General features: G+C 53.4%; 22 protein-coding genes. 4 read left to right on the top strand and 18 right to left on the bottom strand.

Annotated elements, in window-relative coordinates; translation table 11 throughout:
• Positions 1-355 precede the first annotated feature (355 nt).
• Complete coding sequence (locus A1830_RS14700; protein WP_067707667.1) at positions 356-1486, top strand: hypothetical protein; 1131 nt, start codon at positions 356-358, stop codon at positions 1484-1486.
• Between the two features lie 40 nt (positions 1487-1526).
• On the opposite strand, the gene A1830_RS14695 is transcribed toward A1830_RS14700, so the two are convergent.
• Entirely contained in the window at positions 1527-2120 is a 594-nt protein-coding gene (locus A1830_RS14695; protein WP_067707664.1) for a hypothetical protein, read from the bottom strand.
• Complete coding sequence (locus tag A1830_RS14690) at positions 2117-3586, bottom strand: tyrosine-type recombinase/integrase (protein WP_067707662.1); 1470 nt, start codon at positions 3584-3586, stop codon at positions 2117-2119. The genes A1830_RS14695 and A1830_RS14690 overlap by 4 nt, the downstream gene beginning before the upstream one ends.
• A 157-nt stretch (positions 3587-3743) precedes the next feature.
• Here A1830_RS14690 and mutS point away from each other — a divergent pair, with 157 nt between their 5' ends.
• Positions 3744-6314, top strand: a complete 2571-nt coding sequence (mutS, locus tag A1830_RS14685) for a DNA mismatch repair protein MutS (protein ID WP_067707905.1) — start codon at positions 3744-3746, stop codon at positions 6312-6314.
• A 251-nt stretch (positions 6315-6565) separates the two neighbouring features.
• Here the strand turns inward: mutS and rpoS are convergent, their stop codons facing one another.
• The 13 genes from rpoS to cysG all read right to left on the bottom strand — a co-directional run bounded on the left by rpoS (position 6566) and on the right by cysG (position 17753).
• The gene (gene rpoS, locus A1830_RS14680; RefSeq protein ID WP_067707659.1) at positions 6566-7558 is read right to left on the bottom strand and encodes an RNA polymerase sigma factor RpoS; all 993 of its coding nucleotides are present in this window, start codon (positions 7556-7558) and stop codon (positions 6566-6568) included.
• Between the two features lie 50 nt (positions 7559-7608).
• Complete coding sequence (nlpD, locus tag A1830_RS14675) at positions 7609-8715, bottom strand: murein hydrolase activator NlpD (RefSeq protein ID WP_067707657.1); 1107 nt, start codon at positions 8713-8715, stop codon at positions 7609-7611.
• 149 nt (positions 8716-8864) lie between these two features.
• Complete coding sequence (locus A1830_RS14670) at positions 8865-9491, bottom strand: protein-L-isoaspartate(D-aspartate) O-methyltransferase (RefSeq protein ID WP_067707654.1); 627 nt, start codon at positions 9489-9491, stop codon at positions 8865-8867.
• A complete protein-coding gene (surE, locus tag A1830_RS14665; protein WP_067707646.1) occupies positions 9485-10246 on the bottom strand; it encodes a 5'/3'-nucleotidase SurE in 762 nt (253 codons plus the stop codon). Before surE ends, A1830_RS14670 begins: the two co-directional genes overlap by 7 nt.
• On the bottom strand, positions 10227-11276 hold the full coding sequence (truD, locus tag A1830_RS14660) for a tRNA pseudouridine(13) synthase TruD (RefSeq protein WP_067707644.1): 1050 nt from the start codon (positions 11274-11276) through the stop codon (positions 10227-10229). The genes surE and truD overlap by 20 nt, the downstream gene beginning before the upstream one ends.
• The gene (ispF, locus tag A1830_RS14655; protein ID WP_067707641.1) at positions 11276-11755 is read right to left on the bottom strand and encodes a 2-C-methyl-D-erythritol 2,4-cyclodiphosphate synthase; all 480 of its coding nucleotides are present in this window, start codon (positions 11753-11755) and stop codon (positions 11276-11278) included. The genes truD and ispF overlap by 1 nt, the downstream gene beginning before the upstream one ends.
• Entirely contained in the window at positions 11755-12465 is a 711-nt protein-coding gene (gene ispD, locus A1830_RS14650) for a 2-C-methyl-D-erythritol 4-phosphate cytidylyltransferase (RefSeq protein ID WP_197473347.1), read from the bottom strand. The genes ispF and ispD overlap by 1 nt, the downstream gene beginning before the upstream one ends.
• Positions 12466-12474: 9 nt before the next feature.
• Positions 12475-12795, bottom strand: a complete 321-nt coding sequence (gene ftsB / locus A1830_RS14645) for a cell division protein FtsB (protein WP_067707636.1) — start codon at positions 12793-12795, stop codon at positions 12475-12477.
• A gap of 200 nt (positions 12796-12995) precedes the next feature.
• On the bottom strand, positions 12996-13316 hold the full coding sequence (locus tag A1830_RS14640; RefSeq protein ID WP_067707628.1) for a DUF3561 family protein: 321 nt from the start codon (positions 13314-13316) through the stop codon (positions 12996-12998).
• Between the two features lie 56 nt (positions 13317-13372).
• Entirely contained in the window at positions 13373-13981 is a 609-nt protein-coding gene (cysC, locus tag A1830_RS14635) for an adenylyl-sulfate kinase (RefSeq protein ID WP_067707622.1), read from the bottom strand.
• A gap of 1 nt (position 13982) precedes the next feature.
• Complete coding sequence (cysN, locus tag A1830_RS14630) at positions 13983-15410, bottom strand: sulfate adenylyltransferase subunit CysN (protein ID WP_067707621.1); 1428 nt, start codon at positions 15408-15410, stop codon at positions 13983-13985.
• A gap of 9 nt (positions 15411-15419) precedes the next feature.
• Positions 15420-16328 (bottom strand): sulfate adenylyltransferase subunit CysD, encoded by a 909-nt coding sequence (gene cysD, locus A1830_RS14625; RefSeq protein ID WP_067707619.1) that lies wholly within the window; start codon positions 16326-16328, stop codon positions 15420-15422.
• Between the two features lie 9 nt (positions 16329-16337).
• Positions 16338-17753 carry a siroheme synthase CysG gene (cysG, locus tag A1830_RS14620; RefSeq protein WP_067707902.1) on the bottom strand — a complete coding sequence of 472 codons (1416 nt, stop codon included), beginning with the start codon at positions 17751-17753 and terminating at the stop codon, positions 16338-16340.
• Between the two features lie 301 nt (positions 17754-18054).
• Between cysG and A1830_RS23720 the strand changes: the two genes are divergently transcribed.
• Together A1830_RS23720 and A1830_RS14615 are read left to right on the top strand one after the other, a co-directional pair.
• Positions 18055-18180, top strand: a complete 126-nt coding sequence (locus A1830_RS23720) for a hypothetical protein (protein WP_255362088.1) — start codon at positions 18055-18057, stop codon at positions 18178-18180.
• Between the two features lie 263 nt (positions 18181-18443).
• On the top strand, positions 18444-19748 hold the full coding sequence (locus A1830_RS14615) for an SGNH/GDSL hydrolase family protein (RefSeq protein ID WP_067707617.1): 1305 nt from the start codon (positions 18444-18446) through the stop codon (positions 19746-19748).
• A 128-nt stretch (positions 19749-19876) separates the two neighbouring features.
• On the opposite strand, the gene cysH is transcribed toward A1830_RS14615, so the two are convergent.
• From cysH to A1830_RS14600, 3 genes are read right to left on the bottom strand one after another with little or no spacing between them, the layout of a single operon-like run.
• Positions 19877-20608, bottom strand: a complete 732-nt coding sequence (gene cysH / locus A1830_RS14610) for a phosphoadenosine phosphosulfate reductase (RefSeq protein WP_067707614.1) — start codon at positions 20606-20608, stop codon at positions 19877-19879.
• A 15-nt stretch (positions 20609-20623) separates the two neighbouring features.
• Positions 20624-22339 carry an assimilatory sulfite reductase (NADPH) hemoprotein subunit gene (gene cysI, locus A1830_RS14605; protein WP_067707611.1) on the bottom strand — a complete coding sequence of 572 codons (1716 nt, stop codon included), beginning with the start codon at positions 22337-22339 and terminating at the stop codon, positions 20624-20626.
• Complete coding sequence (locus A1830_RS14600; protein WP_067707608.1) at positions 22339-23991, bottom strand: flavodoxin domain-containing protein; 1653 nt, start codon at positions 23989-23991, stop codon at positions 22339-22341. The genes cysI and A1830_RS14600 overlap by 1 nt, the downstream gene beginning before the upstream one ends.
• Positions 23992-24196 lie beyond the last annotated feature (205 nt).

Genomic DNA, 24196 nt, shown 5'->3' with positions numbered 1-24196 from the left:
ACCTATAAGTATCTTGCAAATAAATTATTGTTTTTTACTTAATAAAGTCAGTAATATCAAGTGGATCTAATATTATTTTTACATTTATATATAAGGTAGATAGAAGGAGTATTCTATTTACCTTATACTAACCTTTTATTACTCCAACCCATGATATATCTGATATCACTAATATTTTTGTAAAGTATTTTGCAATATACTTGTTTAAAACCTATCTAAATCTTGCATTTTATTTCTATAAACTTTTCGAATCATCATGGGTTTATCGAAATGTTCTTATCATATCAAATAGATTTGTCAACTAAGGCAGGTTATAATTTGCAGGATATTTTTCATTCTTTAAAGGATGTAACCCATGACTTTTGAGGAATTCAAGAAACCCGCTATCAAATTCTTTGCTTCGGGTGCCTTTTTAACTCTTATTACCGTTGGATTTATATGGACTTATCTTGTCTTTTTAGGCAGAACAGATCTTTTCTTAAAAGCAGTTACTTTTGAAAGTTTATTTTCTTTTTCTGGTGCGATAATTCTTTTTAGCTTTTTTCTTTTTATGTTCCTGTTTTATTCTCCATCTTTTATGGGTTGCTTAGTTATAAAAAGAGAAGTTCCAAATATTTTAGGCTATGAACGTGTAAAGAGAACTCATTCAATAATATTACTTTTGAGCACATTGATATCTTTTACTTTATTGGTTTATTTGGCAGAGTTTACGGAAACTGAAATGAACCAATTTAATGTATTTAAGATAATACTATGCAGCACTTTTTTCCCAATAGTTTTTAGCTTGCTTTTTAATAAGAAATCGATAATTGAAAACTACAATATATCACATTCAAAAATAGACATTTTTAGATTAACTTCTCTCTTTGTAGGCAGAGCCTTTTTCATAGGGTTAGTATCTTGGATGTTTTGTTTCCCGTTCCCTGTCATTACTCAGAGTCTCAAGTTTGACAATACTGACTCGGAATTAATTCAAGTTCTCAAGTATTACGGTTTAGGTATAGTGGTCCTAACCATCACATTGCTACCTGCTTTCTACTTTATTCACATTAAAAATTCGGTAAGTTATATAAAACAAAGCATGACAACTTTTGGATTGGCCTTGCTTTTCCTGATAGCTCTATCCATAATGCTTCCAGTCATCCCTACTCTAATTGTTAATTTTGCTGCAAGATTAGTTGGAATAAATGGCTTTGAAGTTATAAGGCCAGCAATCTCAGTCGAAAATCGGCCTGCTGAAAAATTCAAAGATCCGCAGTGGAATTTATCAACATCCAACGATGGGAGGTTTTATCTTTTTGATGGAGTAAAACTTTTCTCATTTGGTACATTAGAACTTTTATGCCCTCCCAATGTTTTAGATTCCTATAAAGCCACTCTGCATTACATCTTAGCTTCCAAAAGATATGATGAGGAGACTAGGAAAATGCTTCATAAAGAAACAAAAACTTGTCAGATATTTAACAGTGAAGACCTTCGCTATTAGTAAAAAAAGGTGCTTGTATAAAGCACCTTAATATTCTCGCTCAATGCCTTATATCCAAATTAGATAATATTTCATGTTTCTCTTGTTGTGAAGTTGATTCAAGAATAATGCATTGGATAGTCTCACGAAAAATACTGTGCCATATTTTTCTTTCTTCTGCATTTCTCCATTGCCTTGATAGAGCTTCTTCAACACTTATCCAAATTACTTCGCAAGTATGATTTTTTAGGCAATCTTTAGAAATACTGTGTGGTAAAGTAAGAATATGTTCAATGATTTTATCATCACTACTATCTGCCCAGAATGGCTGAGGCTCGACAAAATCTTTTAAAGTGGTAAAAGCCAATCCTCTAACCTGGGCGGCCTGCATAGTGCTACTTACTCTATGATTGTTTCTCCAGGCACGAAGATCACCAAGCAAATAATTCACCCGTTGGTTGCGAGCTTTGCTTTCAGAAGATTGATATTGAACATACGGTGGACCATCACCATTCTGACGGTAACGAGCAAGGGTTTTAACACTTACTCCTAAGTAAAGTGCCGCTAAATCCACTCCGATAGTGGCATCGTCCGGCATGTCACTAAACAAACTCCACACTTCTGACATCTCTCTCAAAGTTTCGATAGTGCTCATGCATCCTTCCCAGCATTTTCAGGTATTGGAGGGTATTTAGCTGATGCCAATAAACTATTATATAATCGAGGTGCCGTCATCAATATGTGTAACTCAATCCGTTGAAGTGCATCATATACACGATTACTGTCTGGTTCCGCATACCTTTCTGTAGGATCGGTCGTATTGCGGTGGTTCAAAAGCTTCTTCACTACTGCATAGGAAACAAGCTCTTCTGCTATACGACCGAATGTCCTTCTTAGGTCATGAGTTCCAAGCTTAACGATTCCTGCCTCTTCACAAAGATATTCCCTGAGACTTTTACTGTCGCTGTAGTGACCAGCCTTGCTTCGCGGAGATCTTGCTGGAAAGACCCATTTCCTTCTACTCGCTTTTGTTTCTTTATCTAAAACGATATCCCTCCTGTCCTCTAACAAACATCTGACAGCATCACAGATTGGAAGCTCATGGTTCGTCCTGTTTTTAGTATCAAAGAAGAAAATTTTTCTACTAGCCAAATCGACATAGCTTGCAGTCTTTGCTTCTTCTACTGATAGCTCTTCTCTCCAGCAGAGCGAAGCCGTCTCTTCCTTCCTCGCCCCAAGCAACACCGTTAGCAGAAGGTAATCGCAACCAAGGCGGTTGAAGCTTCTTTTGTTATGTAGTGCATCAAGAAATTTACCCAATGTATCTTTTGCGGAAAGCGGATTTCTCACACCTTTTGACTGATAGCTTTCTTCCAGTTCAGAGCGACTGCGGTATTTCTTTTGCACTCTGAGCACAGTGAATGGGTTGTAAGTGAGAACAGGCAGTCGTTGCTGGCTCTGTGCATTCATCGCTTCAACATCGATAGAATGTTGAACTGCCACATTTGCCCATCTGAAAGTCTGCTCGGCAGTCGTTCTGGTCTTTGAGGCTATCTCATCAAACTTCTTAAGAATGATACTTCCTGTAAGGTCACGGACTCGATATCTCTCCCAATCTTTAAGCTTCTGTTCCGCTTTATCAAGCACCCGGATTGAATTTGGTTTTGCTGGTTTACTTCGTCCCAAGAGGTGCTGACGATATTGAGCAAAAATCTCACTGAGGGTCAGCTCTGCGATATCAGCTTCTCGTTTAATTACATTTGGGTTTCTTTTAGTAGATTTCATCGATTGTGCATAGGTTCTCGCAACTTCACGAGCCTGATCAATCGATGCAAAATCCGATACATTACCTACTGTAGCTCTGATAACCTGCGAAGGTGACTTCCCCTCTGAAAGGCTTCTGCCCCCACCTGAAACCCTTCTTTGAATGATATAGGTCTTCTTTGTGGAACTGATCTTAACACCAAAGCCAACGGGTGAATCACGATGGCTGTCGGTGATAAGATATGGCTTACCAGAAATGTTAGGCACATACACAACTCGTCCGTCTGAATCTAACTCAGGTTTGGTTTCTATCGATAACTTATTGATAATTATTGATTGATTCAGAGTCATCTTCACAGTTGTTGCCTCATGTATACCAGAAGAGCCATGTTGTATTCTTGATAGTAGCTAGAATACATCTGGCATACAAATTTTCGGATTTAGATGGGTTTAACATGGTTTCAAATGGGGCCACTTGAGTACTTCTTAAACCATAAAAATGAGTAAATTCAATATGAAAGAGTCTGTGGATAAGGACTTTTCCACCCATACGCCGATGATGCAGCAGTACCTGCGCCTCAAGGCTGAGCATCCGGAAATCCTGCTGTTTTATCGCATGGGGGATTTCTATGAACTGTTTTACGACGATGCCAAACGTGCATCACAGCTGCTTGAAATTTCCCTGACCAAACGCGGTGCCTCCGCCGGTGAACCCATTCCGATGGCCGGTGTACCCTATCATGCCGTGGAAAACTACCTGGCTAAGCTGGTGCATCTGGGTGAATCCGTTGCTATCTGTGAGCAGATTGGCGACCCGGCAACGAGCAAAGGTCCGGTTGAGCGCAAGGTCGTGCGTATTGTTACGCCGGGTACCATTAGCGATGAAGCGCTGCTTCAGGAGCGGCAGGATAATCTGCTGGCAGCCATCTGGCAGGGCCCGCGCGGCTTTGGCTTCGCGACGCTTGATATCAGCTCAGGGCGCTTTCGCCTTGCAGAGCCAACCGATAACGAAACCATGGCTGCCGAGCTGCAGCGCACGAATCCCGCTGAACTCCTCTATTCAGAAGATTTTGCGGCCATGTCACTCATTGATAACCGTCGCGGTCTGCGTCGCCGTCCGCTGTGGGAATTTGAGGTAGAAACGGCCCGCCAGCAGCTGAATATGCAGTTTGGCACCCGCGATTTGAGTGGCTTCGGCGTCGAGCAGGCCGAGCTGGCGCTGCGGGCAGCGGGCTGCCTGTTGCAGTATGCAAAGGATACGCAGCGTACCTCGCTGCCGCATATCCGCTCGCTGACCATGGAGCGCCAGCAGGATGGCATCATCATGGATGCTGCCACCCGGCGTAATCTGGAGATTACTCAGAATCTGGCCGGAGGCAGTGAAAACACCCTGGCCTCGGTGCTGGATAAAACCGTTACGCCGATGGGTAGCCGCATGCTAAAACGCTGGCTGCATATGCCGGTGCGTGACAGCCAGATTATTATTAACCGTCAGCAAAGCATTGGCGCACTGCAGGATTTTTCTGCCGAACTCTCACCGCTGCTGCGCCAGGTTGGCGATCTTGAGCGGATCCTGGCGAGGCTGGCGCTCCGTACCGCTCGGCCTCGCGATCTTGCCCGTATGCGCCATGCCTTCCAGCAGCTTCCGCAGCTGGATGCCCTGCTGGCAGATTGTGAAACACCACATCTGCAAACGCTGCGTACGCAGATGGGTCAGTTTGAGGAGCTGCGGGCGCTGCTGGAAAACGCTATCGTCGAANCCCCGCCGGTACTGGTGCGTGATGGTGGCGTGATTGCCCCGGGCTACAATGCCGAACTGGATGAGTGGCGGGCGCTGGCGGATGGCGCGACCGATTATCTGGATCGCCTGGAGATCCGCGAGCGCGAGAAGCTGGGGCTGGATACGCTCAAGGTCGGCTTCAACGGCGTCCACGGCTACTATATTCAGGTGAGTCGTGGTCAGAGTCACCTGGTCCCCATTAACTATGTGCGCCGCCAGACGTTAAAGAATGCCGAACGCTATATCATTCCCGAGCTGAAAGAGTACGAAGATAAAGTCCTCACGTCGAAAGGCAAAGCGCTGGCGCTGGAAAAATCGCTGTATGAGCAGCTGTTCGATCTTCTGCTGCCTCATCTTGAAGCGCTCCAGCTCAGTGCCGCCTCTCTTGCCGAGCTGGACGTGCTGGCGAACCTTGCCGAGCGCGCATGGACGCTGAACTACGCCTGTCCAACCCTGAGCGACAAGCCGGGGATTAAACTGACTGGTGCGCGACATCCGGTGGTTGAGCAGGTGCTGAAAGAGCCGTTTATCGCTAACCCACTTTCGCTATCGCCGCAGCGCCGTATGCTGGTGATCACCGGTCCGAATATGGGCGGTAAAAGTACCTATATGCGTCAGGCCGCCCTGATTACGCTGATGGCGTACATTGGCAGCTATGTACCTGCTGAACAGGCACTTATTGGGCCAGTGGACCGTATTTTCACCCGCGTCGGCGCGGCGGACGATTTGGCGTCTGGTCGCTCGACCTTTATGGTGGAAATGACCGAAACGGCCAATATTCTGCACAATGCCACCGAGCACAGCCTGGTACTGATGGATGAGATAGGTCGTGGTACCTCGACCTATGATGGTCTGTCGCTGGCCTGGGCCTGCGCTGAAAGCCTCGCGAGCCGTATTAAAGCCATGACGTTGTTTGCTACCCACTACTTTGAGCTGACCACGCTTCCCGAAAAAATGGAAGGCGTAGCCAACGTTCATCTGGACGCTATAGAGCACGGCGATACCATCGCCTTTATGCACAGCGTGCAGGAGGGGGCCGCCAGTAAAAGCTATGGTCTTGCGGTAGCCGCGCTGGCGGGCGTGCCTAAGGAAGTAATCAAACGCGCCCGGCAAAAGCTGAAGGAGTTGGAAACGCTGTCTGGCAACGCCGCAGCGACTCCGGGAGATGGCCCCCAGCTTCCGCTGCTGGTTGAGGAGACCTCTCCCGCAGTTGAAGCGCTGGAAGCGCTGGAAGCACTGGATCCTGATTCTCTTTCACCACGCCAGGCGCTGGAGTGGATTTACCGCCTGAAGTCTCTGGTGTAGCTCGGTCCCAGGCCCGCGCTCATTTCGCGGGTCTGGCAGTAGCACGACGGCCTGACCTCTGTCCTATGGCCTGCTCTTGTCCGACGACCTCACCTTAGTCCGACGACCTGCTCTTGTTCGACGGCATCACGTTAGTCCGACGACCTGCCCTTTTCCGACGGCCTGACCTTTGTCCGATATCCTGGCTGGGTACAGGCAATAAAAAAGCGGTGGCTTTCGCCACCGCTTTTCGCATTAACTCATACAGACTTCTATTCGCGGAACAGAGCTTCGATATTCAGTCCCTGCGCCTGCAGAATTTCACGCAGACGACGCAGACCTTCAACCTGGATCTGACGAACACGTTCGCGGGTAAGACCGATTTCCCGGCCTACATCCTCCAACGTTGCCGCTTCATAGCCTAACAGGCCGAAACGACGAGCCAGTACTTCACGCTGCTTGGCGTTCAGTTCGAACAACCATTTGACGATGCTCTGCTTCATATCATCGTCCTGCGTGGTATCTTCCGGGCCGTTGTCTTTATCATCGGCCAGGATGTCCAGCAGCGCTTTTTCAGAATCCCCACCCAAAGGTGTGTCAACTGATGTAATGCGTTCGTTGAGGCGCAGCATACGGCTGACGTCATCAACAGGCTTATCAAGCTGTTCAGCTATCTCTTCGGCACTTGGCTCGTGATCCAGCTTGTGGGCCAGTTCGCGCGCGGTACGCAGATAGACGTTCAGCTCTTTTACGATGTGAATCGGCAGGCGAATGGTACGGGTTTGGTTCATGATAGCCCGTTCAATCGTCTGACGAATCCACCAGGTAGCATAGGTAGAGAAGCGGAACCCTCTTTCCGGGTCAAACTTTTCTACTGCACGGATCAAACCGAGGTTACCTTCTTCAATCAGGTCCAGCAGGGCCAGACCGCGATTGCTGTAACGACGGGCAATCTTAACTACCAGACGTAGATTACTTTCAATCATGCGGCGGCGCGATGGAACATCACCACGTAGCGCACGACGGGCAAAGAAAACCTCTTCCTCTGCCGTTAATAGAGGAGAATAACCAATTTCTCCCAGGTAGAGCTGCGTCGCATCCAGCACGCGTTGCGTTGCGCCTTGTGACAGCAGCTCTTCTTCAGCTAAGTCATTATCAGCAGGTTCATTTCCGACAAGAGCCTTCTCATCAAAAACCTCAGCTCCGTTTTCGTCGAATTCCGCGTCTTCATTTAACTCATTAACTTTCAGCGTATTCTGGCTCATAAGCGGCTCCTACCCGTGATCCCAGGGCAGAACACCAGGGTTCTGCCGGTTTATCGCTGCGGTAAATAACGCAACGGGTTTACGGATTTCCCCTTGTAACGAATTTCAAAATGCAATCTAACCGAGCTCGTGCCGGTACTACCCATAGTGGCAATCTTCTGACCCGCTTTAACTTCTTGTTGCTCGCGGACCAGCATCGTGTCGTTATGGGCATATGCACTCAGGTAATCATCATTATGTTTGATGATAATCAAATTACCGTAACCGCGCAGCGCATTCCCGGCGTAAACAACGCGCCCTGAGGCGGTTGAAACAACGGGCTGTCCGCGGGTCCCCGCGATATCAATACCTTTATTGCCTCCTTCGGACGCAGAAAAGTTATCAATGATCTTACCGTCGGTCGGCCATCTCCAGCTACCCACAGGGGTAGTGCTGGTGGTTGTGCTGCTGACGGTTGGGGTGGTAACCGGCGCTGTTGTCGTTGCAACAGTATTTGTGCCGGATGAGGGCAGCATTTTGCCTTCACTTGGTTTACCTGAATCCTCAGAGTACGTAATTACTGGCTGCTGTGCAACCGTTCCGCCTTTAATTTGTGGAGTGGTCGGCTGAGTCGGTACCCCCCCCGCCGTTGCGTCGGCTGCGGTGATAGCGTTACCACCGGTGAGCGTGCCACCGGAGCCATTACTAACCTGTAACTGCTGGCCAACATTGAGACTGTAAGGCGCGGATATATTGTTTCTTTGCGCGAGATCGCGGAAATCGTTTCCAGTAATCCATGCGATATAAAACAGGGTATCGCCATGCTTGACCGTGTAGGTCTGCCCGCTGTAGCTACCTTTAGGAATATTCCCATACGCACGATTGTAAACAATGTGCCCATTTTGGGTGACAACGTTCTGATTACTGTCCGAACTGGCCATCACAGGCTGGCTGACCGGCTGTGATGCGTTAGTCGAGATGGAGGTGGGGCGAGCAATCAGGCCACCCCCTGTGCCGCTGTCCGCACTGGCTGAGGACGTCATACCCGAATCGGCATTACTGCCCACCGAACTGATGGGTGCCTGAGTATTACTGCTGGAGCAGCCTGCCAGCCAAAAACCTACCAGCGAAACGGCCGCAATACGGCGCAATTTGAAATCTGGGCTTCCCGTGCTCATTTAAATCCCCCGTTACGGCACAACTGCGGCGGCTGTCCGGCCTGCTATCGGCTGGACAGCGGTGTTGATAAAAATTCAATTATTCAGATAGTAACAATATCGTCGTTCGCTCGCTATTCACAGATGTATGCAATTGCGTACGATCTCAATCAGGCCAGTTCGCCCTTCACCAGCGGAACAAAACGCACCGGCTCGATGGTGTCGACAATATACTCATCGGCGCGACGGCGGATCCGCTTCAGCTGCTGATGCTCTTCCCCTACCGGCAACACCATAACTCCTCCCTCATCCAGCTGGGACATCAGCTCAAGCGGAATTTCCGGTGGCGCAGCGGTGACAATAATAGCGTCAAATGGCCCGCGTGACGGCCAGCCCTGCCAGCCATCCCCATGGCGCGTGGAGACATTATGCAGATCCAGCTGTTTCAACCGTCGTTTGGCCTGCCACTGCAGGCCTTTAATCCGCTCAACGGAAAAAACGTGTTCAACGAGATGCGCCAGGATCGCCGTCTGATATCCTGAGCCGGTACCGATTTCCAGCACGCGCGATGCGGGCGTCAGCGCCAGCAGCGAGGTCATTTTCGCCACCATATAGGGCTGAGAGATGGTCTGGCCGGAACCAATCGGCAGCGCCATATTTTCCCAGGCCTTATGCTCAAAGGCCTCATCGACAAAGCGCTCACGCGGCACCTCCTCAATGGCTTTTAGCAGGCGTTCATCCTCAATGCCCTGCTGGCGCAGCTGCGCCAGCAGGGTATCAATACGTCTGCTCACCATTGGCGGTCCACTCCAGCCTGATCCAGCCAGTCTGCCAGCACTGCCTGAGCGGCATGGGCCGTTAAATCCACATGCAGGGCGGTAACGGAGACATAGCCCTCATCAACGGCGGCAAAGTCGGTATCCGGCCCGGCATCCAGTTTTTCGCCGGGCGGCCCGATCCAGTAAAGGGTATTGCCGCGCGGATCCTGCTGCGGGATCACCCCATCGCTGGGATGGCGGCTACCGCAGCGGGTGACGCGTATGCCTTTGATTTCAGAGAGCGGGAGGTCCGGTACGTTGATATTGAGAATGCGCCCGGTACGTAGCGGCTCACGCTGCAAAGCGCGCAGGATCGTGCAGGTGACCGCCGCAGCGGTCTCGTAGTGCTGGTGGCCGTTAAGGGAGACCGCCAGCGCGGGCAGTCCAAGGTGACGCCCTTCCATCGCGGCGGCTACGGTACCGGAGTAGATCACATCGTCACCGAGGTTGGGCCCGGCATTGATGCCGGACACCACAATATCGGGTCCGGGCTGCATCAGCCGGTTCACGCCCAGGTATACGCAGTCGGTCGGCGTGCCCATCTGCACGGCGATATCGCCACCGGGGTAGCTAAAGGTACGAAGCGGCGTTTCGAGCGTCAGCGAGTTAGAAGCGCCGCTGCGATTGCGATCGGGAGCAACGACCTGCACGTCAGCGAATTCCCGCAGTGCCGTAGCCAGCACCTGAATGCCAGGTGCATGAATACCGTCATCGTTACTCAGCAATATTCGCATCGTTACCTTCCTGTTCGACAATTTCCCGCACCACGCTGGTGGCAAAGCTGCCTGCCGGAAGCCAGAAGTTCAGCTCAAGGGTCACGTCATCCCACCAGCGCCAGAGCAGATCGCGCGGCACCACCAGTAGCGCACGACGCGCCGCTTCCACGCGCTCACGCTCAAGCAGTGTAATCAATTCTGCTTCCGCTGCCAGACTTTGTTGTTCAAATGCCAGCGCGCTGCCTTTGGTTCCCCACTCTCCGCTGCCGGGGAGCGGCGCGGTGATGCGCAGTTCATCCTGACTGACGCGGGCTTGTAGCGTCTCCAGCTCAGCCGCGTCGGCCACAAACCAGCTGCCTCGTCCGGTGAGCTGCAGCGCGTCACCGTCCATAACCTGCTTAAGCGATCCCTGCTGCGCCAGGCGATCGCTGGCAACCTGATTGAACAGCGCGCTGCGGGCAGCAGAGAGCAGGAAGCTGCGCTTGCTGCGTTCGCGAACGCGTATTTCATTCGACGCCCAGCGCTGTGCCATCACCAGGTTATTCCCCTGATGCCCAAAGCGCTGTTCACCGAAGTAGTTCGGGACGCCAGCAACTTTAATCTGCTCCAGCCGCTGCTCAACCGCCTCGCGGTCAGTCACCTGCCGCAAAATCAGGGTGAATGCATTTCCCTGTAGCGCACCGGTACGCAGTTTGCGCCGGTGCCGCGCGCTTTCCAGCACTTCGCAGCCTTCCAGCTGAAAGGCTGAGAAATCGGGCGTAATTTTTCCGGGAATGCGCAGGCAAAACCACTGTTCGGTCACGGCATGACGATCTTTCATGCCGGCAAAGCTGACGTCCCGTGGATGTACACCGGCAAATTTAGCCAGCGCCTCTGCGACAAAGCGGGTGTTACAGCCATTTTTACGCACGCGGACCAGCAGCTGTTCGCCGTCGCCGTCTGGCTGATAGCCCAGATCTTCAATGACAATAAAGTCTTCCGGGTTGGCTTTGACCACGCCCGCAGACGTGGGTTTACCATGCAGCCAGCTCAGCTCGTTCAGGGTCATTATCTGGCCGCCTTTATCAGCAGCGCCACCGCTTCACAGGCGATGCCTTCCCCGCGACCGGTAAAGCCCAGCTTTTCCGTGGTGGTCGCCTTAACGTTGACGTCATCCATATGGATACCCAGGTCTTCGGCGATATTGATGCGCATCTGCGGAATATGGGGCAGCATTTTCGGTGCCTGAGCAATCAGGGTCACGTCTACGTTACCCAGGGTATAGCCCTTTTTAGCGATCTGTCGCCAGGCTTCGCGCAGCAGCTCGCGGCTGTCCGCGCCTTTGTAAGCGGCATCGGTATCAGGAAACAGCTTGCCAATATCGCCGAGAGCCGCCGCACCCAGCAGCGCATCGGTCAGCGCATGCAGCGCCACGTCGCCATCGGAATGCGCCAGCAGCCCTTTATCATAAGGAATACGTACGCCGCCGATAATCAGAGGGCCTTCGCCGCCAAATGCGTGTACATCAAAACCGTGCCCGATACGCATTATGCGCTCTCCTCATTATGTGATTGTGTCAGGTAAAAAGCCGCCAGCGCCAAATCCTCGGGCCGCGTGACCTTGATATTATCGCTACGACCGGGGATCAGTTCAGGATGATAGCCACAGTATTCCAGCGCAGAGGCCTCATCGGTGATGGTCGCCCCCTCGCCCAGCGCCCGCACCAGGCAGTCGCGCAGTAACGCCTGCGGGAAGAGCTGCGGCGTCAGCGCATGCCAGAGGTCCTGACGTTCTACGGTATGCGCAATCGTCTCCCTGCCCGGCTCACCGCGCTTCATGGTGTCACGAACCGGCGCAGCGAGGATGCCGCCCACCCGGCTGGTTTCAGTCAGCCTGAGCAGCCGTGTCAAATCGTCAGGGTGCAGACAGGGACGTGCTGCGTCATGCACCAGCACCCAGGCGGCATCGGACGCCACCTGTAGCCCGGCCAGCACGGAATCGGCACGCTCCTGACCGCCCATTACCACCGTAATCCGCGGGTCGTCCGCAACAGGCAGCGTGGAGAAAAAACGATCGCTGGGGCTGATGGCGACAATAATGCGCCTAATCGCCGGATGGGCCAGCAGGCTATCCAGCGTATGTTCCAGTATGGTTTTACCGTTAATGGCGAGATATTGTTTCGGGCATTCTGACTGCATGCGGCTACCGATACCCGCTGCGGGTACGATAGCGATGACGTGCGGAAAAGAGACGGCGATGTTCATGGCTTATCGCTGCTGACCGTTGGGGATCCCCTGCTGCGCGTTTCGTTTATTTTGATCCGGCACAAGGCGATAGAAGGTCTCACCGGGTTTAATCATCCCCAGCTCGTTACGTGCGCGCTCCTCAATTGCTTCAGAACCGCCGTTAAGGTCGTCGATTTCTGCAAACAGCTGATCGTTTCGCGCTTTTAACTTCGCATTACTGCTTTGTTGTACCGCTACGTCTTCATTGACGCGCGTATAATCATGTATGCCGTTCTTGCCCAGCCAGAGCGAATACTGCAACCAGCCGAGAAGTACAAGTAACAGCAGCGTAAGTTTTCCCATCCCCGCCCCCTGAAAAACGGCCCAATCATCCCATAACTTTTGGCCGGACTCCACTCTGTCGGTGAAATAGCAGCATATTGGTGGTTCGGTGAGCATAGTTGCAAGAGAATCCGGGCTACCCGGCAAAATTTTGTAACCGCAGTGGGGATTCAGACATCATATCCGCCCCTAAAAGCAGGCGGTGAAAGGCGGGCAGTCGACTACCACCCGGAGAGCAGCGTGAAAAGCAGCCAGAACAGGCAGACCACCGCCGCTACGGTGACCACTATCGTCCAGAGCAGATGGCCCCGCAGCAGCAGGCTGGTGGCAATGCCGGTCAGAACGGAAACGGGCAGCAGTGCGAGAAAGAATGGCCACGTGTAGAGAAAAAAGAACAGCGTATTCGAGCCGTAGAGCAGAAACGGGATCGCCAGCGCGAACCAGTAAGCGGCGAAGCCCACCACTCCGCCGGGGAAAGACCAGGAGGTCTCTTCCGGGTCTCGGTCATCTTTGCGGGCCAGCATGGGCGTTACGTTTTGCATAAGTATCCTGTTGACGCGTAAGTCGGCCCGCTCTGAGGCGATTCGCCGTGGCTATCTCAGGCGTTGATAATATCGTGCTCACGCAGCAGATCTAACACTTGAACCAGCAATTTTGTTACCAATTGTTCCCCGTCCAGGTGGATTTCAGGCCGCTCGGGTGCCTCGTAAACCGCATCAATACCGGTGAAATTCCGCAGCTCTCCCGCCCGGGCTTTTTTGTAGAGTCCCTTTGGATCACGGGCCTCACAGATGGCCAGCGGCGTATCGACAAAGACTTCGATAAAGCGCCCTTCCCCCTGCATGTCCCGCACCATTTGACGTTCCGCACGGTGGGGCGAAATAAAGGCGCTGAGCACCACCAGCCCGGCATCCACCATTAGCGTGGCCACTTCACCCACGCGACGAATATTCTCTTTACGGTCATCGTCGCTAAAGCCGAGATCGCGGCAGAGCCCATGACGCACGTTGTCGCCATCCAGCAGGTAGGTGCTGACGCCAAGACGGTGCAGCGCCTGCTCAACCGCGCCCGCCACCGTAGACTTACCGGACCCCGAGAGTCCGGTGAACCACAGTACTACGCCCCGATGTCCGTGCTGCTGCTCACGCGCGTCGCGCGTGATCGGGTGATCGTGCCAGACAACATTTTCGTCATGAATGGCGGCCATCTTACTGTCCGCCCAGCAGATCGCGCGCGTTCCAGTGCGGGAAATGACGGCGTACCAGTGCGTTCAGCTCCAGCTCAAAGGCACTGAAGTCGCCCTGGTGCTGGGGTGCATCCGCATGCGGCTCGCGGATCATCCCGGCGCCCACCGTGACGTTGCTCAGCCGATCGATAAAGATCATGCCGCCGGTTACGGGATTCTGCTGATAGCTATCCAGCACCATCGGCTCTTCAAACGTCACATCCACCAGGCCGATACCGTTGAGCGGCAGGCTATCCACATCACGCTGGGTCAGGCTGTTGATTTCAACCTGATGCTGAACGTTATCCACGCGCGCGCGGGTTTTCTTACCGGCGATTTTGATATCGAAGCTCTGGCCAGGCATCAGCGGCTGTTCCGCCATCCATACCACGTCAACGCTGGCAGACTGGACGGGCGCTATCGTTGCGTCTGCATTTACCAGCAGATCGCCACGGCTGATATCAATTTCATCCTGTAACACCACGGTTATCGCTTCGCCCGCCTGCGCCTGCTCTAAATCGCCGTCAAAAGTTACCAGGCGGGTAACCGTCGACTCAACGCCGGACGGCAGCACCTTGATGCGCTGTCCGACCTGGAGCGAACCCGAAGCCAGGGTGCCCGCATAGCCGCGGAAGTCCAGGTTGGGGCGGTTAACATACTGCACCGGGAAACGCATCGGCTGCTGTTCAACCACCCGCCTGATTTCAACGGTTTCCAGCACGTCCAGCAGCGTCGGGCCGCTGTACCAGCTCATGGCCGCACTCGGGGAGGCGACATTCTCGCCCTCCAGCGCGGACATCGGTACAAAACGAATATCCAGATCGGCAGGCAGCTGAGTCGCGAAATCCAGGTAATCCTGGCGGATCTGTTCAAAAGTTTCTTCGCGGTAGTCCACCAGGTCCATTTTATTGATCGCCACCACCAGATGGCGAATGCCCAGCAGCGTGGAGATAAAGCTGTGGCGACGGGTCTGATCCAGGACGCCTTTACGCGCGTCAATCAGCAGGATAGCTAAATCACAGGTGGAGGCGCCGGTTGCCATATTACGGGTGTACTGCTCGTGGCCGGGGGTGTCGGCAATAATAAACTTGCGCTTCTCGGTGGAGAAATAGCGATAGGCAACGTCAATGGTGATGCCCTGCTCCCGTTCTGCCTGCAGGCCATCGACCAGCAGCGCCAGATCCAGTTTCTCACCCTGCGTACCGTGGCGCTTGCTGTCCGTGTGCAGGGAGGAGAGCTGATCCTCATAAATCTGTCGGGTATCGTGCAGCAGACGGCCTATCAGCGTACTTTTGCCATCGTCTACGCTGCCGCAGGTCAGAAAGCGCAGCAGGCTTTTATGCTGCTGCGCATGCAGCCAGGCTTCGACGCCGCCCTGATCGGCGATTTGTTGTGCAATGACGGTATTCATATCGGCTCCTTAGAAATAACCCTGGCGTTTCTTCAGCTCCATTGAGCCTGACTGATCGCGATCGATAACGCGCCCCTGACGTTCACTGGTGGTGGACACCAGCATCTCCTCGATGATTTCCGGCAGCGTCTGCGCTTCGGACTCCACCGCACCGGTCAGCGGCCAGCAGCCCAGGGTACGGAAGCGCACCATCCGCTGCTTAATCACTTCACCGGGCTGGAGATCAATACGGTCGTCATCAATCATCATCAGCATTCCGTCGCGTTCCAGCACCGGACGCTCGGCTGCCAGGTAGAGCGGAACAATTTCGATATTTTCCAGGAAGATGTACTGCCAGATATCCAGCTCGGTCCAGTTGGAGAGGGGGAATACGCGAATGCTTTCACCCTTGTTTATCTGGCCGTTGTAGTTGTGCCACAGTTCAGGACGCTGATTTTTCGGGTCCCAGCGGTGAAAGCGGTCACGGAAAGAGTAGATACGCTCTTTTGCGCGGGATTTTTCTTCGTCGCGCCGCGCACCGCCAAAGGCAGCATCAAAGCCATATTTGTTCAGCGCCTGCTTCAGCCCTTCCGTTTTCATGATGTCCGTATGTCTGGCGCTGCCGTGTACGAAGGGGTTGATGCCCATCGCCACGCCTTCCGGATTACGGTGTACCAGCAGCTCCGCGCCGATATCCTTCACCATGCGATCGCGAAACGCGTACATTTCACGAAACTTCCAGCCGGTATCGACGTGGAGCAGCGGAAAAGGCAGCGTGCCGGGATAGAAAGCCTTCCGCGCCAGATGCAGCATCACCGAGGAGTCTTTGCCGATTGAGTACATCATTACCGGGTTGCCGAATTCTGCCGCCACTTCACGGATGATATGGATACTTTCCGCTTCCAGTTGACGCAGGTGGGTGAGTCGTTTTTGATCCATAACTTTTCCTCAAGCCAAATTCACAACGGCGGACTCACGTCCGGCCTGCTGCGCTGAATGTTGAAACCACGCCAGCTGCTGATGCAGATTGACCACTTCGCCAATGACCAGCAGCGCTGGCGTTGGCGCGCGCTGCGCGAGTTCTTCGAGTTGTTGCAGCGTGCCGGTCAGCACCTGCTGATCCTGACGCGTGCCGCGTCCGATGACCGCAACCGGCGTCGCGGCGTCGCGACCGTGGGCAATCAGCTGTGCGGCAATTTCTGCCGCCTTGACCGTTCCCATATAGATAGCCAGGGTCTGACGGGCGCGGGCCAGTGAAGGCCAGTCCATGCCTTCACCGTCGGCGCGGCAGTGGCCGGTGATAAACAGCACGCTCTGGGCATGATCCCGGTGGGTAAGGGGAATGCCGGCATAGGCCGTCGCACCCGCTGCGGCAGTGACGCCGGGGACCACCTGGAAAGGGATCCCCGCCTCGACCGCTGCCTGTAGCTCTTCGCCGCCGCGTCCAAAAATAAAGGGGTCGCCGCCCTTAAGACGCACCACGCGCCTGCCCTTTCTGGCAAGTTCTACCAACAGGCGGTTGGTCTCTTCCTGCGGTACCGAATGCGCGCTGGCGCGTTTGCCCACGCAGATGCGATCTGCATCGCGGCGCACCAGGTCCAGGATCTCGTCGCTGACCAGATGGTCATATAGCACCACATCGGCCTGCTGCATCACCTGTAGCCCGCGCAGCGTGAGCAGCCCCGGATCGCCCGGTCCCGCCCCCACCAGAATGATTTCGCCCTGATTCGCCTCAGGGTGTGCCAGCTGCTGGTCAAGCGTTTCTCTTGCCCCCTCAACGTTCCCGGAGGCGACCTGGCTGGCAAACAGGCCGTTAAAGGCCGTTTCCCAGTAGCGGCGCCGCTCAGACATTTTGGTAAAGCGCTGTTTGACCTTGTCCCGCCACTGACCGGCGATTTCTGCCATCTGCCCAAGGTTAGCGGGCAGCAGCGCCTCAAGCTTTTCACGCAGCAGCCGCGCCAGAACCGGCGCGGTGCCGCTGGAGGAGATAGCCACCACCAGGGGAGAGCGATCGACAATAGAGGGGAAGATGAAGGAGCATTTAGGCTGATCGTCAACCACGTTTGCCAGCAGATGGCGGGCGCTGGCGTCTTCAAATACCTGCGCGTTCAGCCGGGCGTCGTCGGTCGCCGCGATAACCAGAAATACGCCTTCCAGCTGCGTACTGTGGTAGCGGTCTGCCAGCCATTCCACGTCGCCGCTGTCGGCCAGCTGAGCCAGTTCTTCGCACAGCGCCAGCGCCGCAATCAGCACCCGGGCACCCGCCCGGCGCAGCAGAACAATCTTGCGTGCGGCAACGTCACCGCCGCCCACTACCAGCACCGGTTTGTTTCGGATGTCAGCAAATATTGGGAGATAATCCACGTCGGCCTTGTTGTTAATCACAGAGAGTTAGTGCGACTATACGGCCCCGGCTTGAGGTGAATGAAATTACTTATTGGAATGAGTAGTTACTGAATGGAATAAGGTCGCGGCAAAGCTTCGCATAAAATGTGCTTAGCGGATGATATTCAGGGAGTTTCAGCGCGCACAGGTTGTCCGCCCGCTACGCTGCCTGGCGCATTTTTATTAGCAGATTTATCCATCCCGACAACAGCCTGCTGGCTGTTACCTGCTGCATATCGCATGATGCCGGTGACCTCCTGCCTGCCGGACTGTGCTGCCTGTGGACCCTAAACAGCTGGATACGATCCTTGCTGAAGACCCCTTGGTCGCAGTGGCCGACTATAGCGTAATCAAAATGAATATTACCCGTACCGCCGCCGATTTCGATATTCTTAAGGACACGTGATACTGACAACAAGGGTCGCAGCACTTTTGTCTGTGCCACTAAAGAGCAGATTTTATTTTTAATAAACATAGAAAAGTTAAATTAAAAAGCCAACCGCAGTAAAAATTTCCACTGCGGTTATTTTGTTTTTCTTACCATCAAAAAATGCAATAAATCTCCCCTTCGTTACGGAATATCCCCCCTTACAATTCAATTATGCTTTTCCATTTAGCATTTACGGTGAGTTTCATCCTTTTTTCCGGCTAAAAAATTCAAGGATAACCATGAAAAATATTATAATTCTCATCGCTTTATTATCTTCAATACCACTGCAGACCAGCTATGCAGATGATGTGGTTACGCAGCCTTCAAACGACGCTATCAGAAATGACCGGATGATTGGCCCATCGCCTTATGACCTGAGTTCCTGGAACCGTCAGGTTGGAGAGGGTAAGCCAACTTATACCTATGTCAGATGTATTTATAAAGTCTCAGCGGATGACACTGATCCAGAAAGCAATTATGAGTGGGCCATTAATCAGGATAACAGCTGGTATAAACTTAATGGCCACTGGCAAAGCGATGGGTTATTCTCATGGGCAAACATGTTTTACACCGATGTTGACCAGGGTGAATTACAGAGCATTTGCAAATTCACTCTGGAGAAGAAGCATCTCACTCCTCAGCAAATCCTGCCCTATGCGGCTAATAATATTTTATCATTCAACCATACCGCCTGGAGTTCGACGCAACCTCAGGATGTTGATAAAAAAATAGAAAGAATGGTTGTTTTTGGCGATAGCCTGTCTGATGTGAATAACATGTATACGGCTACCAATTTCCTGGCCCCTAACAGGAACACATGGTTCAACGGCCACTTTACCAACGGTTTGGTATGGCACGAATATCTGGCTAAAAGAATGAATATTACCTCGTACAGTTGGGCGGTAGGCGGTGCAACCTCCGATGCCGGGTCGGCCGTTCCTTTCACGCCCGGATTCAGTGAGCAAATCGCTTCTTTCCTGAAGTACTATAAATCCGCAGGCAGCTATGATATTGCGAAAACGCTGTTTACCGTGCTGTTTGGTGGTAATGATTTCATTAATGCTGATAAAGACCCCACCTATGTGGTAAATGATATCTATCTGGGGGTACAAAACCTGATAATTAATGGCGCTAAGCAGATAGCCGTAATAAATCTTCCTGATATTTCTAAAGCACCCGCTGCGCATCAGATTGCGTGGATAGTCGATCAGAAGACGAAAGAGTATAACCGGCAGCTGGCACAAATGGTGTCCGATCTGAATATCACTTATGCAGGTAAAGCAGAGATTATTCTGATTGATATCAACACGCCGTTCACCGACGTTTTAACGAATCCGCAAAAATATAATATCAGTAATACCCAGGATACCTGCCTGAATCTGAACAACAGTGCGGAAGCTAACTTTATCTTTCAATATAAACCGTCTGCCGCCTGTATAACTAACAGCCGCTTTGTATTTTGGGATCACATCCATCCCAGCACCGTTGTACATGAAATTATTGCGAACGATATTTATGACGACTTGACGAGTAAATTAAAATAATACGTTCTAATCGCCTCCAGACTATCTGGCCTGGGGGCGATACAGGCCATCCCTCTCTTTTCGTCGCTCCCCAGGGCTGGGAGCCATCAAACCCCATTACTGTGGTGAAGATGCTTTACTAAGGCAGCTTATTCGTGCAGCCCGCACTCGCGTTTCAGGCCAAAGAAACGCGTCTCTTCTTCCGCCATTCCCGGCTCCCATTTACGCGTGGTATGTGTATCCCCTACCGAGAGATAACCCTCATCCCACAGCGGATGGTAACCGAGGCCATGCGCTTTCAGATATTGATGAACCTGGCGATTATCCCAGTCGATAATCGGTAACACCTTAAACACGCCGCGCTGAATCGCCAGTACTGGCAGATTCGCCCGGCTGCTGGACTGATCGCGGCGCAGGCCAGCAAACCAGGTCCGTCCGTTCAGCGTTTCCAGCGCGCGGCTCATCGGTTCGACCTTATTAATTTGGTTGTAGCGCTCTATCCCTTCCACGCCCTGTTCCCAGAGCTTGCCGTAGCGCGCCTCCTGCCAGGCGGCACTCTGCCCGGCGCGAAACACCTGAAGGTTGAGATCCAGCTTCTCCGTCAGCTCGTCAATAAAGCGATAAGTCTCCGGGAACAGGTAGCCGGTGTCGGTCAGTATCACCGGGATGCCCGGCTTCGCCTGACTTACCAGATGCAGGCTGACCGCCGCCTGAATACCAAAGCTCGAGGAGAGCACCGCCTCGCCGGGCAGGTTCTCCAGCGCCCACAGCACGCGCTCCTGGGCGGAGAGCGCCTCAAGCTGGGTATTCACCTCGGCCAGCGCCATTACGCGCTCAACTTTCGGCAGGTCATTTAGTGCAGAGAGATCGAGTACAGACATGTCGCGCCTCCGTCATCATTCCCAAAAATCACGTGCCGGGTCGAGAACCGGCTTCACTACGCCCGCGCGCAGGGTAAAGTCTCCGAAGCCTTCATCCGCCTCACGCTCTTTCGACCAGCGGCCTATCAGCTGTTCAAGCGTAGACAGGATTTCATCTTCGTTGATGTTTTCCCGGTACATACGCGGAATACGCGTACCAATGCGGTTGCCGCCCAGATGAAGGTTGTAGCGACCCGGTGCCTTGCCCACCAGCCCAACTTCAGCCAGCAGCGCACGACCACAGCCGTTCGGACAGCCGGTGACGCGCAGCACGATGTGCTCATCACCCACCCCGTGGCGGGTCATGATATCCTCCACGCGGGTGACAAACTCGGGCAGAAAACGTTCCGCCTCCGCCATCGCCAGCGGGCAGGTCGGAAATGAGACGCAGGCCATCGAATTTTCACGCTGCGCCGTCACGCTTTCCATCAGCGCATGTTGACGCGCCAGCGCTTCGATAGCCGGTTTATCCGCCTCCGCTACGCCCGCTACAATCAGGTTCTGGTTGGCGGTCAGGCGGAAGTCGCCCTTGTGGATTTTTGCAATCTCCGCCACGCCGGTTTTCAGCGCGCGGCCAGGGTAGTCCAGCAGGCGACCATTCTCGATAAACAGCGTCAGATGCCATTTATTATCAATGCCTTTTACCCAGCCGAAGCGGTCGCCACGGGTGGTAAACGTATAGGGGCGCACCGGCTCAAAGGTGATGCCGGCCCGGCGTTCCACTTCCGCCTTAAAGACGTCCACGCCCACCCGCTCCAGGGTGTATTTGGTTTTGGCATTTTTACGATCGGTACGATTCCCCCAGTCGCGCTGGGTGGTCACCACCGCTTCCGCTACCGCCAGCGTTTTATCCAGCGGCAGGAAGCCGAATTCGCTCGCCGTGCGCGCCCAGGTCGCTTTATTGCCGTGGTCGATGGACAGTCCGCCGCCCACCAGCAGGTTAAAGCCAATCAGCCTGCCGTTTTCCGCGATGGCGATAAAGTTTAAATCGTTGGCATGCAGGTCGACATCGTTATGCGGCGGCACCACCACGGTCGTTTTGAACTTACGCGGCAGGTAGGTTTCACCGAGAATCGGTTCTTTATCCGTGGTAGCAACCTTCTCCCGATCCAGCCAGATCTCCGCATAGGCGCGGGTCTGCGGCAGCAGGTGCTCAGAGAGCTTTTTCGCCCACTCATAAGCTTCCTGATGCAGCTCAGACTCGACCGGATTGGAACTGCACAGCACGTTGCGGTTGACATCGTTAGCCGTTGCCAGCGAATCAAGCCCCACTTCATGCAGCATCTGGTGCGCGGGCTTCACGTTGCCCTTCAGGATGCCGTGAAACTGGAAGGTCTGCCGATTGGTCAGGCGAATGCTGCCATAGATGGTGTTGTCTCTGGCGAATTTGTCGATAGCCAGCCACTGAGTTGGCGTGATAATGCCACCCGGTAGCCGGCAGCGCAGCATCATCGCATGACGCGGTTCCAGCTTTTGTCCGGCGCGCTCAGCGCGGATATCGCGGTCGTCCTGCTGGTACATGCCGTGAAAGCGGATTAGCAGGAAGTTATCGCCGGTAAAACCGCCGGTCAGGCCGTTATTAAGATCGTCGGCGATGGTGCCACGCAGATAGTTGCTCTCTTTTTTCAGGCGCTCGGCGTCAACCAGTTTGCCTTCAACCACCAGCGGCCCGGGATGTTTGTCATTGCTCATTAGTAAACGTCTCGCTGATAGCGGCGCGCTATGCGCAGCTCACTTAAAAATTCGTCGGCGGTATCCACATCCATACCGCCATGCTCGGCCACCACGTCCAGCAGCGCCTGCTCCACATCCTTCGCCATTCTGTTGGCATCGCCGCACACATAAATATGCGCACCCTGCTCGATCCAGCGCCACACTTCGGCCCCTTTGGCGCGTATTTTGTCCTGTACATAGACCTTATGTTGCTGATCGCGTGACCAGGCCAGGTCGATATGGGTCAGCAGCCCGTCTTTAACGTAGCGCTGCCATTCAACCTGGTAGAGAAAATCTTCGGTAAAGTGCGGGTTGCCAAAGAACAGCCAGTTCTTACCCGTAGCGCCATCATTATCGCGCTGCTGCATAAAGGCGCGAAAAGGGGCAATCCCGGTGCCGGGGCCGATCATAATCACCGGTGCATCCGGATTGGCCGGCAGGCGGAAGTTATCGTTATGCTCAATAAACACCCGAACTTCGGCATCCTCTTCCAGGCGCTCTGCCAGGAAACCGGAGGCGCCGCCGGTGCGGGTACGCCCCTCTATATCGTAGCGCACCACGCCAACGGTGATATGCACTTCGCTTTCACTTTCGGCCTGCGAAGAGGCAATGGAGTACAGGCGCGGCGTCAGCGGACGCAGCAGCGAGATAAGCTGCTCAGCGTTCAGCTCGACCGGAGCCTGGCGGACCATATCGACTATCGGGGTCGACTGGGCATAGTGCTGTAGCGCCTGTTTTTCATTAATCAGCGTCAGCAGGGCCTCATCACGCGAGAGCCTGCCGTATTCCGCCACGATCTGCGGCGTGTTGACCGTCAGTTCCAGATGCTTTTGCAGCGCGTCGGAGAGCGCCAGAGGCTGACCGTTTATCTCAACCTGCTCATCACCCTTCAGCCAGAGTAGCGCCAGCAGCTCGGCGACCAGCGCCGGGTCGTTTTCATACCATACGCCCAGTGCATCGCCCGGCTGATAGCGCANAGCAGCGGCCTGTGACGGCGACTCTGCCGGTACCCGCGCCTTCAGAATATCGACAATCTGCCCACGCCACTTCCCGGCAGCAGCGGCATACTCTACATCGGCGTCAACGCGCTCGAGCAGGCGCTCGCCGCCCATTTCTGCCAGTCTGCCGTCGAAATCCTTACCGGCTTTGCTGAAGAATTCATAGGACGTATCGCCCAGACCAAAGACGGCGAATGCCGTATGGTCGAGTTTTGGCGCTTTTTTGGACATCAGAAACTTGTGCAGCGCCACGGCTTCTTCCGGCGGATCACCCTCGCCCTGCGTGGAGGTCACCACGATCAGCAGCTTTTCCTGCGCGATTTGCTTGAATTTGTAGTCGCCGGCGTTAACCAGATTAACGTTCAGGCTGGCCGCCAGGAGATCGTCGCGGAGCTGCTCAGCCAGGCGACGGGCGTTACCGGTCTGCGAGGCGGAAAGCAGCGTAATCGCGGGCGCTTCTGTCGGGGTCGGCGCACTCATCGTTGCGCCGGGCGTCTGATTAACCATTCCCCAGAAGTAGCCTGAAAGCCAGGCAAGCTGGGTGGTGGAGAAATCGCCGGTGGCCGCCTGTAAACGGGCGAGCTGTTCCGGATGAAGGGGAAGCAGTGAACCTGGGGGTGCCTGAGTCGTCATTGCGTTGAAGATTCCAGTATCGGGGCCGGGCCGTAAAAAGACAGCGTGTTCGGAACAGGGTAACGACTCGCATAATAACCCTTAAATAAGGGTTGGTAATATTAAATAACCAAAATGACTAAGCGGTTTTTTGTATAACATCTAGCTACAAAAGAGGTTGATTAATTTTTTATTATTCATGCATTTATTTAACACGCATGAAACA

The sequence above is a fragment of the Erwinia sp. ErVv1 genome (assembly GCF_900068895.1).
In the GTDB taxonomy this organism is placed as follows: domain Bacteria; phylum Pseudomonadota; class Gammaproteobacteria; order Enterobacterales; family Enterobacteriaceae; genus Erwinia.
Note: the sequence above shows the minus strand (reverse complement) of the source record. Positions and strands in the feature narration are given on the sequence as shown.

Bases quoted from the DNA above. Each gene is read 5' to 3' on its own strand.
- A1830_RS14700 (WP_067707667.1), top strand. From the start codon at position 356: ATGACTTTTGAGGAATTCAAGAAACCCGCTATCAAATTCTTTGCTTCG.
- A1830_RS14695 (WP_067707664.1), bottom strand. From the start codon at position 2,120: ATGAGCACTATCGAAACTTTGAGAGAGATGTCAGAAGTGTGGAGTTTG.
- rpoS (WP_067707659.1), bottom strand. From the start codon at position 7,558: ATGAGCCAGAATACGCTGAAAGTTAATGAGTTAAATGAAGACGCGGAA.
- nlpD (WP_067707657.1), bottom strand. From the start codon at position 8,715: ATGAGCACGGGAAGCCCAGATTTCAAATTGCGCCGTATTGCGGCCGTT.
- A1830_RS14670 (WP_067707654.1), bottom strand. From the start codon at position 9,491: ATGGTGAGCAGACGTATTGATACCCTGCTGGCGCAGCTGCGCCAGCAG.
- surE (WP_067707646.1), bottom strand. From the start codon at position 10,246: ATGCGAATATTGCTGAGTAACGATGACGGTATTCATGCACCTGGCATT.
- truD (WP_067707644.1), bottom strand. From the start codon at position 11,276: ATGACCCTGAACGAGCTGAGCTGGCTGCATGGTAAACCCACGTCTGCG.
- ispF (WP_067707641.1), bottom strand. From the start codon at position 11,755: ATGCGTATCGGGCACGGTTTTGATGTACACGCATTTGGCGGCGAAGGC.
- ftsB (WP_067707636.1), bottom strand. From the start codon at position 12,795: ATGGGAAAACTTACGCTGCTGTTACTTGTACTTCTCGGCTGGTTGCAG.
- A1830_RS14640 (WP_067707628.1), bottom strand. From the start codon at position 13,316: ATGCAAAACGTAACGCCCATGCTGGCCCGCAAAGATGACCGAGACCCG.
- cysC (WP_067707622.1), bottom strand. From the start codon at position 13,981: ATGGCCGCCATTCATGACGAAAATGTTGTCTGGCACGATCACCCGATC.
- cysN (WP_067707621.1), bottom strand. From the start codon at position 15,410: ATGAATACCGTCATTGCACAACAAATCGCCGATCAGGGCGGCGTCGAA.
- cysD (WP_067707619.1), bottom strand. From the start codon at position 16,328: ATGGATCAAAAACGACTCACCCACCTGCGTCAACTGGAAGCGGAAAGT.
- A1830_RS14615 (WP_067707617.1), top strand. From the start codon at position 18,444: ATGAAAAATATTATAATTCTCATCGCTTTATTATCTTCAATACCACTG.
- cysH (WP_067707614.1), bottom strand. From the start codon at position 20,608: ATGTCTGTACTCGATCTCTCTGCACTAAATGACCTGCCGAAAGTTGAG.
- cysI (WP_067707611.1), bottom strand. From the start codon at position 22,339: ATGAGCAATGACAAACATCCCGGGCCGCTGGTGGTTGAAGGCAAACTG.